The sequence below is a fragment of the Hyphomicrobiales bacterium genome (genome assembly GCA_002869065.1).
GTDB lineage: Bacteria > Pseudomonadota > Alphaproteobacteria > Rhizobiales > Rhodobiaceae > Rhodobium.
The window spans coordinates 35,437-53,178 of the sequence record PKTR01000004.1; the positions used below are offsets into that span (position 1 = coordinate 35,437).

Sequence of the window (17,742 nt, forward strand, 5' to 3'; positions counted from 1 at the left end):
TGAGAAATGCGCACGAAACACGCGCCAGATCTCAACATCACGCGCGATATGCATTTATTGCCAGTGCTTCGGCAGGAGAAACAACCGCCGATCCGCGCACATACGCGCAACGGCGCGCGCAATATTCTTCGAACGAAACGGCGAAAAAATAAGCACCAAGCTGAAAAACGCGACAATTCGCGCGGCGGCGGCCCCGCTACCAGCGCAGGAATCGGCGCTACTCGAGGAAAACCGTAACCCGGTCGGCCTTGCCGTCGGCATCGATAACCGACACGGTCGCGTAGCCCGGACTATCCGGTTGCCAGCGCGCCTCACGCGAAAACGGTTCACGCGCAAGCGGCTGCCCATTGACCAGCCAGACGAAAGGCGGCGCGCCATTGCGCACCTTCAACGCGAGCTCCATCGCCCGCGTGCCGCCAAGCCCGAGATCGACCCGCACGCCGTCACGCGGGAAAGCGATCTCCGGCCCGGTTTCGCGCTCGACGATACCCTCGCTCGGATGCCGGAAGCGCTTCAGCGGCGGCGGCAGATCGTGGCTCGTGGCAATCAGCGTCCCGCGCGGCGCCGGCCCGAACGGAACCCGCTCGCTTTCGAGCCGGGCAAAGGCGTCGAACAGGATCGGTGCGGCGGCCTCGATCCCGGTCATGCGCGAAATCGGCTGAGCGTCCGGCCGTCCGACCCACACGGCAATCACGTGCCTGCCGTCATAACCAACCGCCCAGGCGTCCCGATAGCCATAGGAGGTGCCGGTCTTGAAGGCGATGCCGATTGAGCTCGCGTTGGCCGGCGGCGGTGCGCCGGCAAGAATATCGCTGACGTACCAGGCCGACTTTTCGTCGAGCACACGCTGCGACGACGGCCGCTCGGTCGCGGGTGGCACATCGAGTCGGTCGACGAGCGAAACGGGCTGCCCGCCCCGCGCGAGCGCCGCGTAGAGCATTGCCAGATCGCGCAAGGTGACGCCGACACCGCCAAGCCCGACCGCGAGATTGGGCGCCGACAGATCGGGCAGCACCGGCGCTGCCCCTGCCCGCTTCATGCGCCCGACGAGTTTTGCCGGCCCGACCGCATCGAGCAGCAGCACGGCGGGCACGTTGAGCGAACGCTGCAGCGCCTGGCGCACCGTCACCGTGCCATTGTAACCGCCGTCGAAATTGGTCGGCGTATAACCGCCGAAGCTTGTCGGCCGGTCCTCGATCAGGCTTTCGGGATGAACCAACCCGGCTTCGAGCGCGATGCCGTAGATCAGCGGTTTCAACGTCGAGCCCGGCGAGCGCACCGCGCGGCTCATGTCGATGAAGCCGCCACGCTCGCCATCGAGCAGGTTCGGCGACCCGACGCTCGCCAGCACCTCGCCGTTTTCGTGATCGACAACGATCAGCGCCGCCGACATATGCTTGCCGAGCCCGGTCACCCGATCGGCGATCAGGGTTTCGAGCCGCTTTTGCAACCTCCGTTCGATGGTCAGGTGATGTGCGCCCTTTTCCGGGTCCTCCAATCGGACTCGCTCGGCGGCGTGCGCGGCGTATTTCGGAAAGGCCTTGCGCCGTTTCGGCATCGGCTCACGTCGCGCCGCCACGGCCTCTTCGGCATTGATAACGCCGGCCAACACCATCCGTTCGAGAACCCGGTTACGCGCGGCTTCCGCCGTCGCCCTGTGCCGGTCCGGCCGCCGGGTCTCCGGCGATTGCGGCAGGGCGACGAGCAACGCCGCTTCGCCGATGGTCAGCCGCGACGGCTCCTTGCCGAGATAGGCGAGCGAGGCCGCCCGGATGCCTTCCAGATTGCCGCCATAGGGCGCCAGCGTAAGATAGAGCGTGAGGATATCGTCCTTGGTCAGCCGCCGTTCCAAGGCCAGCGCCGAGCGCGCCTGGGCCATCTTGCCGGCAAGGCTGCGCGTATTGGCATCCTCGATCAGCCGCGCCACCTGCATGGTGATCGTGGATGCTCCCGACACGATCCGCCCGCCGGCGGCGACGAACTGACCGGCGGCGCGCACAACGGCTCTCGCATCGACGCCCCTGTGATCGCGGAACCGCCGGTCTTCATAGGCAAGCAGGAAGGAAATGAAGGTCGGATCGACCTCATCGAGCGTCACCGGCATGCGCCAGCGCCCGTCGGCCACCTGGAAGGGCCTGAGCAGCCGCCCGTTGCGGTCAAGCACCACCGTCGAGGTCTCAACATCGAGAGACGGCAACGGCGTCTCGTCGATGGCCTTGTCGATGCCGAACGGCAGAACAGAAACAGCGGCAAGGATCGCAGCGACGCCAAGCGATCCGGCCACGCGCCGCCATCGCCAGCCTGCCGCCGGTCTCACCCGTTCCGTTTTCTCAATCCTGTCCGTCGTCATCGTCGGCCGTCCCCGGCCCCCCGGACATTTTGCATTCGCGATGGATCGCCAAAATGTTCCGTTCCTTTGTTTAGCCGCATCTTTGTCGACGCCAATTGTTCCAATTGGCTGCACGATGCTCTAACGCAGCGGGCCGATGACCTCGATGCGTGTGCTGTCGGTGCGACCCTGCAGGTCCGGCCGGTACATATCTTCAATCGTCGCCGCCGGATGCGCGAAGGTGCCCGGCGAAACGGCGCGAGCGATATAGCCGACGCGGAACGTCAGGTTCTTGCCCGGCTGGCGGTTGTAGACCGCGACGAACCGATCGCTGCGATATTCCGTGTGGTCGGCCGAATTCAGCAGCCCTTCCCACCCGAGATTGTTGACGTTGCCGCCGCTCAGCAGGTTCGGATTGTCGATCTCGACGCCCGCCGGCAGCGGATCGACGATCATCAGCCGGCCGCGCACGTCGAACTGTGCGCGGATCGACAGGATCACGGCGAAGCGTTCGTTCTGCCCGATGCGGGAGATGTCGATCGCGTTGCCTTCCAGATCGTAATAGTTGCGCTCGATCCAGAAGCCGTTGCCGCCCGCCGGCTCAGGCACGCGCGGAATGCCGGTATAGGTGGCAATCGCCGTCTGCGCCGTATCGCCCGCGTTTTCGATGGTCACCGGCGCCGATGCCAACGCAGCCGCGTTGAACCGCTCGAAGAGCTGTCCGCCGACCGCCCGACCATCGAGCTTGAGGTCCGGCTTCGAGGCACTGTTGAGCAACGCATTCGCCGCCAGCAGCATCCAGGCCTTTTCCTGCGTGCTGGTGTATTTGCGCGCCTCGCGATCATCGGCCACCTCGTTGGCGAGAGCGGCCAGATCGAGCGACTTGCTGCGGGTTTCGGCAACCAGCGTCAGCAGAGCCGAACGGTCGCGCAGGCCCGAACCGTAATCGTCACGTGACGTCTGACGGTCCTCTTCCGCCTTCTTCAGGTCGGCATAAGCCGCCTTGAAGGCCCGGTCGGCACGCGTCCGGTCGCCGTACAGCGCAAGCGCCGCGCCGAGCTGGGCCTTGGCAAGCGGTGTCGCGAACGAGTCGAGCTTGGTGCCAACATAGTAGCGAAGGTCGCCGATCGACGCCCGGCCGTTGCGCGCCAGAACATAGAGCGCATAGGCGAGGTCCTGGCCGCCATAGTTGAAGTCCGACGCGTAGGCGATCCGGTTCGACAGGTTGTCGAGCGCGATGTCGAAGGAGAGCTGCGGCATCGCATAGCCCTTTTCGCGCGCCCGCGTCAGGAAGTCGGTGACGTAGGAATCGAGCCACAGATCGTCATATCCCGGCCCCCACAGCCCGAACGAGCCGGAGCTCGACTGCTTGGTCAGCACATTGACGATGGCATCCTCGATCCGTTTGCGCACCTCGATATCCCGGCCAAAACCGGCAGCGAGCGAAACCGCGTCGAGATAGACGAGCGGCAGCGCCCGCGAGGTGATCTGCTCGGCACAGCCATACGGATAGCGGTCGAGCTCACGCAAGAGCTCCGGCACGTCGATACGCCCGGCCCCGCTGACCGCGACCGAGACCGAGCCGGTTCCGGAAAGGAACTCGCTCAGCGGCTCGCTGTCGAGAGTGAGCTTGCCGCCATTGGCCGCCAGCGCGACCACGGAGCGACGCGTCACCGGCTGTTCGTTGGAACGCACCCCAAGGGTCAGCCGCTTGGTGAGGTCAACCCCGGCCGGCGTCGTCACCACGATATCGATGGTGGCATCGCCAACACTGTCGGCCTCGACCGGCACAATGATTTTCTCACGCCCGCCCTCGGCCAGTTCGACGATACGATTGGCATCGCCCGGCCGCAGAATCAGTTCGTCCGTCGCGCTGATCGACATCGTGGTCGTGCCGGCCGGCCCTTCGGTATGGGCCAGTTCGACCAGAATGCGCGAGCGATCGCCCGGCGCCATGAATTGCGGCGTGCTGGCGAGCACGACGATATCGTCGCGCACAATCACGTCCTTCTCGGCGTGACCGACGCCATCGCCGCTCCAGGCAATCGCCATGACACGCACGGCGCCATTAAAGTCCGGCATGTCGAAGGTAACGTCGGCGCGGCCGTTTTCATCGACCTTCACGATGCCAGAGAAGAAGGCGATAAGCTGCTCCGTCGGCGGCGGACCGCTCGACGACATGCCACCCTCGTCACCGCCCGAACGCACCCGGCCGGGCACGCCCTGCATGCGGTCGATGAGCTGGCCGTAGAGGTCGCGGATCTCCATACCGAGCTGGCGCTGGCCGAAATACCATTTCTCCGGTGCCGGCGTCTTGAATGCCGTCAGGTTGAGAATGCCGATATCGACCGCGGCAATCGTGACATAGGCGTCCTTGCCCTTCGGCAGGTTGTCGATGGTCAGGCCGATATCGAACGGCCCGCGCGGCCGCACCCGCTCCTCGATATCGAGCGCAACGGACAGCGCCCGGTCAGCCGGATCGACCTTCGCCCAGGCAAGGCCGAGCGCACGCGCCGGCATCCGCTTGGCATCAAGATCCATCGGTCGTACGAGCATCGCCGCCACATAGGCGCCCGCGCCCCACTCCGCCGTGACCGGAACCTCGACGGTTGCGCCCTCTTCCGGCACGTCCACTTCACGCACCGATATCAGCCGGTCGTCGATCACCATGACCATCGCTCGGCCGCCGAAACGCGGTTCGATGTGAACCCGCGCGGTGTCGCCGACAGCATAAGAATCCTTGTCAAGCGCAACGCGCAACAGGTCAGGCGTGTCCGCCCCGGTCTGCGCCATATACCAGCCGGCGCTGAAGCCGTAGCTCGATGCGGTCGCCCCTTCCCCTTCGGTAGAGATTTCGAGTCGGTAGCGGCCCCATTTCACCGGCGATTCGACCTTGGCCGGCCCGTCCGTGCCGATCGACAGCGTCCCCGTTGCGATCCGCTTGGTAACGGTGACCGGCTCATAGTTCCACACGCCGTTCTGCTCGTACCACTGGAACGAGGTATCGATATCGACGAGACGCCAGGTGACGTTGTCGGCGGCGATCCGCTTGCCAGACTCGTCGATCATGATGATCTCGAATCCAGCCGTACCGCCCTCGTCGACGGCATCTTCGAACAGCGGCTTGATACCGATACGCGGACCCGACGGCGCCACCGGCACGTCGATCTTGCGCTCGACCGCGCGGCCGCCATTGTCGACCACGCGGGTGAGGATCTCAGCCTTGAAGAGTTTCGTCGGCGACGGCGCAGCCGGCACCTCGAACGAAATCGTCGCCGCGCCGTCGATATCCGTGTAGGCACCATCGAGCGGCTGACGCAGCGCCTCGGCAGATTCCTCGCTGAGGCCGAAGCGGTAGCCCGGCCAGGCGTCGAGAGTATCGACCGACGACATGGTCAGCGTCGCTTCGACCGGCAGATCGCCCGCCGGCGGCCCATAGAGATAATGCGACGTCACGCTGAACGACGCCGGCTCGCCGGCAACCAGCGTTTCCAGATCGCTGTCGACAACGACGTCGATGCGTTCCGGCAGGAAGTCCTCGACGAGGAAGGTCTGCTCGGCCAGACGGTCGCCCTTCGGATCGGCATAGGCCGCGACCCGCCAGGTACCGTGCATGACGCCGGAATGCAGCGGCAGATCGACCGAATGGCCGCCCGCCCCGCCGTCAACGCTCGTCACACGGCTGTGCTCGACGCCGTCAGGCCGGGTGAAGATGACGGTCAGCGGCAGGCCCGGCACCGCATTGGCGCGGGAATCACGGGCAAGCGTGGTGACATGGACCGTCTCACCGGCGCGGTAGACGCCGCGTTCGGTGGTCAGGAACACGTCGATCGGCATCGGCGCCGGCCGGCCATCGACGCCGCGGTCGGTCAGATCGTACGGACTCTTGGTCAGATCGAGGAAGCCGTAATCGCCGCCATTGGTCTCGGCGACGAGAATGGCCGGCGCGTTGCCGCCACTTCCGCGCATCAGACCAGCATCGAAGCGCGCATAGCCAGCCGCATCGGTGCTGACGACACCGAGCACTTCGTCATTCTTGGCAACGAGGCGAACGCGAACGCCCGACATCGCATCCGCCGACGACAGCGAGCGCACGAAGGCATGCATCCCGTCATTACCGGAGAAAGCCGCAAGCCCGAGGTCGGAGACGACGAACCACTGGCTCGCGCGCGGGCCCCAGCTTTCCGCGTTGTTGCCCTTCGCCCGCGCCGTCATGACATAGGCGCCCGGCTTCAGCGTACCGACCACATCATCAATGGCGACCTGTGCGGTGATCTCCTGATTGAGCACCGTGTCGACCTCGATGATGCCGGACCAGACCTTTTCGCCGAGATCGGTTTCGACCTGATCGATCTGCCAGGAGCTGAGTTGGCGCAGGAAGGTGCCGCCGGCAACGGCGTTGGCAATCGAGCGATCGCCGATGCGATGCACCTGCGCTTCGATCTCCTCGGCATTGACGGTGATCACCGGCAGCGCCGGCTTGCCGCCCGCCGGCAGCACGTAGTTGCGGCCGATGAAACGCACAGACGGCGCGCGATCGCGCACGTAGATGTCGAGATCGATCTGCTTTTCGATCTTCTCGCCGTCGGCCCCCGGCAGGCCCGGACGCACCGACATCGCATAGCGCTGGCCATGCTTCACGCCGTCGGCGCAGATCTGCTTGTCCTCAACCTCGATCGACAGCCCCTCGCCGCCGCTGACGGTGACGAAGTCGGCAAGCCCGTCCCGCTTCTTCGGCAACGGATCGGAGAACACCAGACAGATTCGCGGCGCCGCCGCATCTGATTCGACCGAATGATCGACAATGCGGAAGCCATGTTCGGCAACCAGCGAATCATAGGTCGAGCGAATACCGGCATCTTCGCGCAGCGCCAGGCTCGCCCGGTAGGAGCGGATCGCCGAGCGCCACGAGCGCCGCTTGGCCATCGCGCGTCCGATCAGATTGAGCGCGCGAACCTGTTCGTCGCTATTTCCGGCGCGCAGATAGGCGTTCACCGAACCGGTAACGGCTTCCTGGCGGTTGCGCCGCTGGTTGCGCCAATCCTTGTCATTGTCGGCAATGCGCGCGGCCGCAAAGGAAGACCACGGCTCGAAATCGTCCGGGTTGATCGACAGCGCCCGCCCGAAAGCTTCCGCCGCAACGGCCGGATTGCCGCTCGCGCCCCAGCCGCGGTCGAGCAGCGCGCCATAGCTTTCGCCGCCGGCGTTGAACGCCTGACCGAGCTTGGCCGCAAAGCGCTGTGCGTCGCTGACGACGCCCGGACGCAGGAAGCTGAGTTCGGACAGACGCGTCTTTTCAAGGTTGGGATCCGCTTTCTTGGCCCGCGCCACGATGCGCCCGGCAACCGCGCCATCGAAACCGCGCAGTTCCGTGAAGTCGCTCTTCAGGAAACACCAGCCCGCGCTGGTGTTGAAGGTAAAGGCAACGCAGCGCTTGTCCTTCAGGCAGGCCGCCTTGCAGGCGTCGAGATCGACCTCCTTGAGGATATCGAAATCGCGGCCGAAATAGTCGGCGCCCTGGGTGATGATGAGATCGCGCTCGGCCGCTGATACGGGCCCCACCCATGTGGTCAGGGCAACGAGCGAAACGGCGAGAAACGTCGTGATGACGGACAGGCCACGAACAAGACCCGGCATGGCAACCTCCCATTTGCGCGCTTTCGGCCCCCTGAGGCTGAAGCCTCCGAACCAATGCGCTCGCAATTCTCAGAACGCTACGTGACGACCGGATGGCGCTCCGGTCAAAAGCATTCAAAGGGCGTCGCCCCCGCCCGTATTTTTTTGTAGTGTAGCCCCCCTGCTCTCCCTGCGTAAAGGGTGAGGCGAAGCAAACAGGATTGATCCGGAAACGTCTAACCGAGACCTCGCGAGGGCCCGAAAACCCTGCGGCTGGCTCCCGCCACGGCTCTCGTTTGAACGGCGCGCGAAAGCTGTCCACTCCCCCGCCGCGCCGGCAAATCCGTGTAACAATATATCATAATTTGTGAAACCGTCGTTTTTATTTGATTTATTCTAAAATAATACGGACGCAGCCACCCGAGCATCGGAGATAAACTGAATTACTTGTGGGGATTACAGAAAAACACGGTTTTCGTGTTGAAATACGAAACTCGAAACGCCTTTCCACACAGCTTTGCCATCTTCTTGCGCCAATGCATCCGATACAGTATGACCCAAACTTCGGGATCGTCTTACTGCGAGGGTCTGACAGGGACGACTGCGACTTTCGGCATTGAAATGGCTGCCGGTTTTCCGACAGCCTGAGGTCAGTTATTGTGTATTGACCACGGTGCTGGGAGCAAGTCGCCCGACAGTCGAGAGAAGCCACCTGAGGCGATTCAACTAGTTGGTTTATATGGGAAATTCAACGGCCCCCATGAACGGTGACAAGCGCGACATTGCGATAATCGGTTACGCTTGCCGACTCCCGTCGGCCCCGAATCCGGATGCCTTCTGGTCGACGCTGATCGACGGTCGCTGCGCCATCGGCTCTATTTCGAGCGACAGATGGGCGCCCGAGCGGTTCGGTCATCCGAACAGAACGGCTGCCGGCAAAAGCTATACCTGGGCTGCGGGACAGCTCGATGACGTCTGGGGTTTCGACCCCGGATTCTTCGGCATTTCGCCGCGCGAAGCGGCCCAGATGGACCCGCAGCAGCGCCTGCTGTTGCAGGTCGTCTGGGAAGCGCTCGAAAATGCGGGCATTCCGGCAAGCAAGCTCGCGGGCTCCGAAACCGGCGTTTATGTCGGCACATCGTCGCTCGACTACGGCAACGGCTTCCTGTTCGACCCGGCCGCCGCCGACGTGCAGCTGATGACCGGCAACACGTTGTCGATCGTCGCCAACCGCGTCTCGTATATTTTCGACCTTCGCGGCCCGAGCTTCGTCGTCGATACGGCGTGCTCGTCTTCGCTCGTCGCTCTGCATGAAGCGCTCGAAGCGATCCGCGCCGGTCATATCGACACCGCCATCGTGGCCGGCGTCCATCTTCTGCTGAGCCCGTTTGCGTTTGTCGGTTTTTCGCGCGCATCGATGCTGTCGTCGACCGGCCTCTGCCGCGCCTTCGATGCCGATGGCGATGGCTATGTCCGCTCCGAGGGTTCGGTCGCATTCGTCATTCGCGCCGCCGACGTCGCCGAAAAGAACGGTGACCGCATTCACGGGCTTCTCGTCGGCTCCGGCATCAATTCCGACGGCCGCACGGTCGGCCTGTCGCTGCCCTCGCCGATGTCTCAGGCCGCCCTTCTCGACAAGGTCTACGACGAATACGCGATCGATCCGAACGGCCTTGCCTTCGTTGAAGCGCACGGCACCGGCACCCGCGTCGGCGATCCGGCCGAAACCGAAGCGCTCGGCACGATTCTGGGCCAGAAGCGCAAATCCGCCCTGCCGATTGGCTCGGTAAAGACGAATATCGGCCACCTCGAGCCGGTTTCCGGCCTTGCCGGCCTGTTGAAGGCGGTCATGGCGCTGGAACACGACGTGCTGCCGCCGTCGCTGCATTTCGAAACACCGAATCCCGACATCCCCTTCGACAAGCTCAACCTCGAAGTGGTGACCAAGCCGCGCAAGCTGCCGCGTGGCAAGAAACCCCGCTACGCCGGCGTCAATTCCTTCGGCTTCGGCGGCACCAACGCGCATGCAATCCTGCGCGATCCCGATCCGGTCAAGCCGCCGCGCGCGGTCAAGGTCGACGAACGCGCACCGCTGATCATCAGCGCCCAGTCGCCTGAGGCCCTGACCGAGCTGGCAGCCGCCTATCGCGAGCGCATCGACGCCGCCGATGAGACAATGGCCACCGGCATCGTCAATGCGGCCGCCTATAATCGCGACCGTCTGGACCGTCGCCTGCTGGTGCTCGGCGCCGGCAAGGACGCCAAACTCGCCGGTCTCGATGCTTTCATTGCCGGCGAAAAATCGCCGGATGTCGTCGAAGCGCGCACTGTCACGCGTTCGACGCCGGTTGCGTTCCTGTTCTCCGGCAACGGCTCGCAATGGGCCGGTATGGCGCAGGCCGCCTATCAGAACGACACCGATTTCCGCCGGGCGTTCGAGCATGTCGACCGCCGCTTCATGAGCGTTTCCGGCTGGTCTCTGCTGACCATGCTGTTCTCGCCCGAACTCGAAAACGAGATCGAACGCACCGAAATCGCCCAGCCGCTGCTGTTCGGCGTCCAGGTCGCGATCGTCGAAGCGCTGCGCAAGCGCGGCCTCAACCCGACCGCCGTCGCCGGCCACAGTGTCGGCGAAGTGGCCGCTGCCTGGTGCGCAGGCGCGCTGGATCTCGACCAGGCGGTCAAGGTCATCCACGCCCGCAGCACCCATCAGGAGGTGGCCCGCCATCTCGGTACGATGGCCGCCCTGCTGCTTGGCGAGGAAGCCGCCCGTGAGGCGATCGACGACCCGCGCTTCAAGGGACTGGAACTCGCCGCGGTCAACAGCCCGCGCAGTGTCACCATTTCCGGTCCGGTCGAAACCATTGATGCCTTTGCCAAATACGCCCGCAAACAGCGCTGGGCCCTGCGCAAGCTCAATCTCGACTACCCGTTCCACTGCGCACTGATCGATTCGATCGAGGCACCGCTGAAGGCGTCGCTTGAGGATCTCAAGCCGCATGCCGGCAAGGTCGCCTTCGTCTCTTCGGTCAAGGGCGTCGTGCTCGACGGCACCAAGCTCGGCACCGACTACTGGTGGGACAACGTCCGCGAGGCGGTCCATTTCGAGGCTTCGCTGAAGACCCTCAACATGCTCGGCCACCGGGTATTCGTTGAAATCGGTCCGCGCCCGGTGCTGACCACCTATGTCAACGACACCTATCGCGCGCTTGACGAATCCTGCGCCTGCCTGCCCGCGCTCGACAAGGACGACGCCGACAAAGCCGATCCGATCGGTCGCATCGTCGCGCTGGCGCTCGCCGCCGGCGGTCAGGTCGATGACGCCGCTCTGTTCGGCAAGAGCATGGGTCCGCCGATCGATCTGCCCTACTACCCGTGGCAGAATCAGGAATTCCGCATCGGGCACACCGACGAGAATTTCAATTTCTTCGGCGGCGACAGCCATCCGCTGCTCGGCTTCCGGATCCGCCCGGAATCCGCCGAGTGGTTCAACCATGTCGATGACGAACTGATCCCGCTGCTGGCCGACCACAAGGTCGAGGACGCGGTCGTGTTCCCGGCCGCCGGCTACATCGAAATGGCGCTTGCCGCCGGCACCGCCTGGCTCGGCACCGATCAGATCGAAATCCAGAACATGGACATCATCCGTCCGCTGGTCATCGATCATCACGGCACCCGCGAAACGATGCTGCAGATTTCCTCTGACGGCACCGTGTTCGACCTGATGAGCCGCGCCCGGCTGAGCGGCGACGAGTGGTCGCTGCATTGCCGCGGCCTGCTGCGCAAGCTGCCGAGCGCCGCGCCGAAGATCGCCGAGCCGTCCGGCTCGGCCGACTCGCTCGGTGCAGACGCGCTCTACCGCATCACCGAGCAGTTCGGCCTCAATTATGGCGATGCCTTCCGCCGTGCGGCCTATGTCGACACCTTTGACGAGCGCACCGCCCGCGTCGCCTTCTCGCCGGCAACCGATCTGACGGCTGAGAGTGGCTATCTGCTCGACCCGACGCTGCTCGACAGCGTGTTCCACGGCCTGTTCGCACTGCTGCGTCAGACCGGTGAAACGCCGGCCAACACCAGCTTCCTGCCGGTCCGTATTGGTGCGCTGCGTCTCTATAAGACCGGCGTCCAGGCCGACCACGGCATCATCCGCGTCACCAGGGCCTCGCCGCGCTCGATCGAAGCGACCTTCGAGCTCGTCGATGCCGATGGCGAACTGACGGCCGTGCTTGAGGGGACCCGCTTCCGCGCCGTTCCGCTCGCTCGCACCGCCCTGCCCGACGAACTGGTCTACCGCACGGCGAGTCGCCGGCTCGGCCGCCCGGGCGAACCCTCCGCGCTTGCCGAAGCGTGCCCGTCCGGGCTGTTGGCGCTTGCGGGCAAACAGGGTCATGTCAGCGACGACGAACACGAGACGGGCGAGGACTGGCTCTTGCTCGAGGCCTCGGTGCGCTCGATTGCGCAGCGCACGCTGCTCGGTATTGCCGGCAAGGAATCCGCCGCGTTCGAACCGATCGCGGCCGTTGCCGACGGTCGCCTGGCCGAGAACGCCCACGCTTTCGCGGTCCGCCTGCTGATGGCACTGGAAGACACCGGCCTTGCCGAAGAAACCGATGGCGTGTGGTCGATTGCCGACGACGCCGATCAGTTGGGCGCCGACGACATCCTGCGCACGGTGATCGCCGACCATCCGGCCCGTATCGCCGAAGTCTCGCTGCTCGCCCATCTCGGCACCGCCCTTCCCGGCCTGCTGCGGAATGGCCTGGCCGAAAGCGCCGACAAGGCATTCTCCGGCTCGTTGCTCGAACATCTGGTGGCCGGTTCGCCGTCCTTCGTTCCGGCGATCGACGCCCTCGCCGACACCGTCGCCTCGCTGGCCGATGCATGGCCGAAGGCGATGCCGCTGCGCATCCTGCAGGTCGGCGCCCTCAACGAACGCCTGACCCGCGCGATCGCCAACCGGCTCGATGCGGATTTCGCCACGCTGACCGTCACCGACACCGATAGCCATGTGCTTGAGCGCGCCAAGGTTCGCGCCCATGTACCGCGCGGCACGTCTTACGCAACGCTGGAAGAGATCGCCGAGCACAACACAAGCACCGGCGGCTTTGACCTCATCGTCGCGGCCAATGCCTTTGCCGGCATGGACGATCAGGCGATCACCGACCTTGCCGTCAATCTGGCGCCGGGTGGTGGCCTTCTCGCCGCCGAACCCGCGCCTGGCATCATGTTCGACGCCCTGTTCGGCGTCGGCGCCGACTGGTGGGAAACCACCGTCGATCCGGCTTATCCGGTGTCCGCCATTCGTGGCGCAGCCGATTGGGCCGATCTGTTCGACGGCACCGGCTTCGCCGGAGTCGAGACCGCATCGATGGCGATCTCCGACAGCGAAGGCCTGCTGATCTCCGCGACCGTGGCGGATTCCGCCAAAGCCGCCAAGGCCGAAGCCAAAGACGAGGCGAAGGACGACGCAGACGACAAGCCGCTGCCGCTGCTGGTTCTTCTTGCCGACGAGGAAGGCCTCAGCCGCGCCTTTGCCGACGGTCTCGCCTCCTCGCTCGAGCAGATGGGACGCACCGTCATCACCGCCGTTCCCGGCGACAAGACGGCGTCGGTCTCCGACAACGAATGGACCTACTGCACGTCGGCAAGCGACGACGAGAACAAGGACTCGCTCGCCGGCCTGCTGGCAGCCGACGGCCCGCGCGATCTGGTCTATTTCGCCGGTATCGGCGGTTCCGAAGAAGCCCCGCTCGATGCCGTTGCGACCCGCACGACCGATCTCACGGTTCTTCTGCAGGCGCTTGGCATCAAGCCGGCCCGCCTGTGGATCGTCGCTCCGGGCGCCATGCAGCATGTCGCCGGCAGCAGCACCCATCGCCCGGTCGAGGCCGCGGTCTGGGGCTATGGCCGCGTCGCCGCCAACGAATACCCGAACGCGGAAATTCGCCTCGTCGACATCTCGCCGGCCCTGCAGCCGGGTGAGGCATCGAGCCGTCTCGCCGCCGAGATCGCCGCTCCGGGCGAAGAGCACGAGATCATCATCGACGCCGACCGGCGCACCGGCCTGCGCATCGCCCACGGCGGCGTGCTGCCGGCCCCGGAAGAGTTCACCGGCCCGGAAGAGAACGCCGGCTACCGCCTCGACATCGCCCGTCAGGGTTCGCTCGACGAGCTGGTCTGGCGCCGCGTCGAGCGCAAGGAACCGACCGGCACCGAGGTCGAGATCACCATGGCCGCGAGCGGCCTGAATTTCCGCGACGTGATGTGGTCGCTCGGCCTGTTGCCGGAAGAAGCGCTGGAAGACGGTTTTGCCGGCCCGACGCTCGGCATGGAAGGCGCCGGCATCATCACCCGCGTCGGCCCGGACGCCACGCGTCTGAAGCCGGGCGATCATGTGCTGACCTTCGCGCCGGCCTGCTTCGCCAGCCACGTTACGGTCGACGAACGCGCCTGCGCGCCGATGCCCTCGACGGTCTCGCTTGAGGAAGCCGCGACGATCCCCGTCACCTTCCTCACCGCGTACTACGCGCTGGTCTATCTCGCCCATCTCGAAGAGGGTGAGTCGGTGCTTATCCATGGCGGCGCCGGCGGCGTCGGCCTGGCAGCCCTGCAGATCGCCAAGTGGCGCGGCGCAACCGTATTCACCACCGCCGGCACCGACGAGAAGCGCGATTTCGTGCGCATGCTCGGCGCCGACCACGTGCTCGACTCGCGTTCGCTCAGCTTCGCCGACGAAATCCTCGCCCTCACCGATGGCAAGGGCGTCGACGTGGTGCTGAACTCGCTGTCCGGCGAGGCGATGGAGCGCTCCATCGACGTGCTGAAGCCGTTCGGCCGCTTCCTCGAACTCGGCAAGCGCGACTACTACGCCAACACCCGTATCGGCCTGCGTCCGTTCCGTCAGAACCTGTCCTATTTCGGCATCGACGCCGACCAGCTTCTGACCCGCCAGCCGAAACTCGCCGACCGAATCTTCGGCGATCTCGTCGGCCTGTTCGAAAGCGGCGTGCTGACGCCGCTGCCATACCGCGTGTTTGCCGGCGAGGATGCTACGCACGCCTTCCGCCTGATGCAGAAGTCCGGTCATATCGGCAAGATCATCCTGACCCCGCCGAAGGAGCAGGAAGAACGTGAGGCGGTCGAGCCGCTCGCGCTCAAGGCCGATGCGACCTACGCGATCATCGGCGGCCTCGGCGGCTTTGGTCTTGAAACCGCCCGCTGGCTCGTCGGTCTCGGCGCCCGCAACCTGGTGCTCACCAGTCGCCGCGGCGCCGCCAACGAAGAGATCGCGGCGGAGATCGCAGACATCGAAAAGCTCGGTGCCAAGGTCGTGGTCGAAGCCTGCGACGTTGCCGACGAAAAGGCGACCAAGGCGCTTTTCGCCAAGCTTGCCAAGGACATGCCGCCAGTTCGTGGCGTCCTGCACACGGCGATGGTGCTCGACGACGCCCTCATCAGCAACCTCGATGGCGACCGTATTTCGACGGTGCTCGCGCCGAAGGTGGCCGGCGCCTACGTGCTCGATCAGGTCACCCGCGGCCTCGATCTCGATCTGTTCGTGCTGTTCTCCTCGGCGACGACCATCGTCGGCAATCCGGGTCAGGCGAACTATGTCGCGGCCAACGCCTATCTCGAAGCGCTGGCCGACAAGCGCCGCGCCGAAGGCCTGCCTGCTCTCGCCGTTGCCTGGGGCGCGATTGGCGATGCCGGCTATCTGGCCCGCAACGCCGAGGTCAACGAGATGCTGAGCCGCAAGCTCGGCCGCCACATGCTGGCCGCCAAGGATGCGCTCGACGGTCTCGAACGCCTGCTGACCCACTATCAGGGCGGCGCGGCGGCCTTCGCCCATATCGACTGGTCCTCGGCGCGCAAGGAACTTGTGCTGCTCAAGACCCCGCTGTTTGCCGACATCGCGGCCGATATCGACGCCGAGTCGAGCGACGCCGGCGGCGACGTCGACCTGCACGCGCTGATCGCCGGTCTCGACCGGGTTCAGGCGATCGACACCATCAGCAAGCTGCTTGCCGGCGAAATCGCCCGCATCCTGCGGCTGCCCGCAGAAGAGGTCGACCGGCACCGGCCGCTCGCCGAACTTGGCATGGACTCGCTGATGGCGCTCGAACTGCGCATGGCCGCCGAACAGCGGCTCGGTATCGACATCCCCTTGATGTCGATCGCAAACGGCGCGACACTTTCCGATATTGCCGGCCGCGTAACGGCGCGGGTGCTCGGCGAAGAAGGCGAGAGCGGTCTCTCTGACACCGCCGAAAGCCTCTATAAACAACATGTGGGTGAGGTTACTGCGGACGGGCAAACGGTTGCCGCGATCGCCGAGGCGGTCGAGGAGAAAAGTCAATCCGTGAGGAACATGCTGAAATGACACGGCAAAGGAGCCTTGGGGGGCTCACCGGGGGCGCGAAGGACCAGTTGCTCGCAGATTTGCGGGCAAACAAGAAAGCGACCAAGGACCGCCGTCCCGCACCGGCCCGCCCCAAGAGCGCGCCGAAGGGCAAACGTGCCTTCGACTTCTCGGAACTGCCTGAGGTCAAGCAGTTCAAGATGCAGCGCGCGGCGGCCGACATGATGGGTATCGCCAACCCGTTCTTCCGCCCGCACGACGGCATTGCCCGCAACGTCTCGATGATCGAGGGCCGCGAGTGCATCAACTTCGCGTCCTATAATTATCTCGGTCTCAACGGGCATCCGGAAGTGAGCGCGGCCGCAAAGGCGGCCATCGACCAGTACGGCACCTCGGTGTCGGCGAGCCGCATCGTTGCCGGCGAACGCCCGATCCACCGCGAGCTCGAAAAGAAGATCGCCGAGCTGCACGGGGTCGAGGACGCCATCGCCATGGTTTCGGGCCATGCGACCAACGTCACCGCCATCGGCACGCTGATGTCGCCGAAGGACCTGATCATCTGCGACTCGCTGATCCACAATTCAGTGACCGAAGGCGTGAAGCTGTCGGGCGCGACCCGCCTCACCTTCCCGCACAACGATCTCGACGCGCTCGAGGATCTGCTCAACAAGGTCCGCCACAGCCATGAACACGTCCTCGTCGTTGTCGAGGGCCTGTACAGCATGGACGGCGACTTCCCGAACCTGCCGAAGCTGATCGACATCAAGCGGCGTCACGACGTCTGGCTGATGGTAGACGAGGCGCATTCGGTCGGCGTGCTGGGTGCCCATGGCCGCGGTCTCGCCGAGCACTACAACATCGACCCGAACGAAGTCGAAATGTGGATGGGGACCTTCTCCAAGACCCTGTCCGGTTGCGGCGGCTATATTGCCGGCTCGGCGGCGCTGATCGACTATCTGAAGGTCGCGGCCCCCGGCTTCGTCTTCTCGGTCGGCCTTTCCGCGCCGCTCGCCGCGTCCGTCATGGCATCCATCGACATCATGCTGCGCGAGCCGGAGCGGGTGAAGAAACTGCGCGAGAACGGCCACCTCTTCCTCGAACTCGCCAGGGAAAAGGGCCTCGATACCGGCCCGAGCGCCGGCTATTCCGTGGTGCCTGTCGTCGTCGGCGACTCGGTGCAGTCGGTCGTGCTGTCGAACCGGTTGCTGGAACAGGGTGTCAACGCGCTGCCGATCATCTTCCCCGCGGTCGCGGAGAAGAGCGCCCGCCTGCGCTTCTTCATCACCAGCGAACACACCGACGAGGAGATCGCCAAAGCGGTCGACCTGACCGCCAAGTGCCTCGAAGAGGTCCGCGCGGAAGGCTCGCAATGGGCGAAGCTCATCAACAAGATGGGCGGCTGACCAACGCTGTCATCGCTGACTGGATTGCGAAACGG

Annotated in this window: 4 protein-coding genes; 2 read left to right on the forward strand and 2 right to left on the reverse strand. The window is 65.0% G+C overall.

Features of this window, described 5'->3' with window-relative positions; all coding sequences use genetic code 11:
• Positions 1 to 217 precede the first annotated feature (217 nt).
• Positions 218 to 2,350: a penicillin-binding protein 1C gene (gene pbpC, locus C0606_12725; GenBank protein ID PLX36685.1), complete on the reverse strand. Its 2,133-nt coding sequence runs from the start codon at positions 2,348 to 2,350 to the stop codon at positions 218 to 220.
• Positions 2,351 to 2,470: 120 nt separating this feature from the next.
• A complete protein-coding gene (locus C0606_12730) occupies positions 2,471 to 7,966 on the reverse strand; it encodes an alpha-2-macroglobulin (GenBank protein PLX36686.1) in 5,496 nt (1,831 codons plus the stop codon).
• Between the two features lie 739 nt (positions 7,967 to 8,705).
• On the opposite strand from C0606_12730, the gene C0606_12735 reads away from it, so the two are divergent.
• Positions 8,706 to 16,325 carry a fatty acid synthase gene (locus tag C0606_12735; GenBank protein PLX36687.1) on the forward strand — a complete coding sequence of 2,540 codons (7,620 nt, stop codon included), beginning with the start codon at positions 8,706 to 8,708 and terminating at the stop codon, positions 16,323 to 16,325.
• Positions 16,322 to 17,707: an 8-amino-7-oxononanoate synthase gene (locus C0606_12740; protein ID PLX36688.1), complete on the forward strand. Its 1,386-nt coding sequence runs from the start codon at positions 16,322 to 16,324 to the stop codon at positions 17,705 to 17,707. The genes C0606_12735 and C0606_12740 overlap by 4 nt, the downstream gene beginning before the upstream one ends.
• Positions 17,708 to 17,742 lie beyond the last annotated feature (35 nt).

Excerpts from the sequence above, each read along its gene's own strand:
- pbpC (PLX36685.1), bottom strand. The coding sequence starts at position 2,350 with ATGACGACGGACAGGATTGAGAAAACGGAACGGGTGAGACCGGCGGCA.
- C0606_12730 (PLX36686.1), bottom strand. The coding sequence starts at position 7,966 with ATGCCGGGTCTTGTTCGTGGCCTGTCCGTCATCACGACGTTTCTCGCC.
- C0606_12735 (PLX36687.1), top strand. The coding sequence starts at position 8,706 with ATGAACGGTGACAAGCGCGACATTGCGATAATCGGTTACGCTTGCCGA.
- C0606_12740 (PLX36688.1), top strand. The coding sequence starts at position 16,322 with ATGACACGGCAAAGGAGCCTTGGGGGGCTCACCGGGGGCGCGAAGGAC.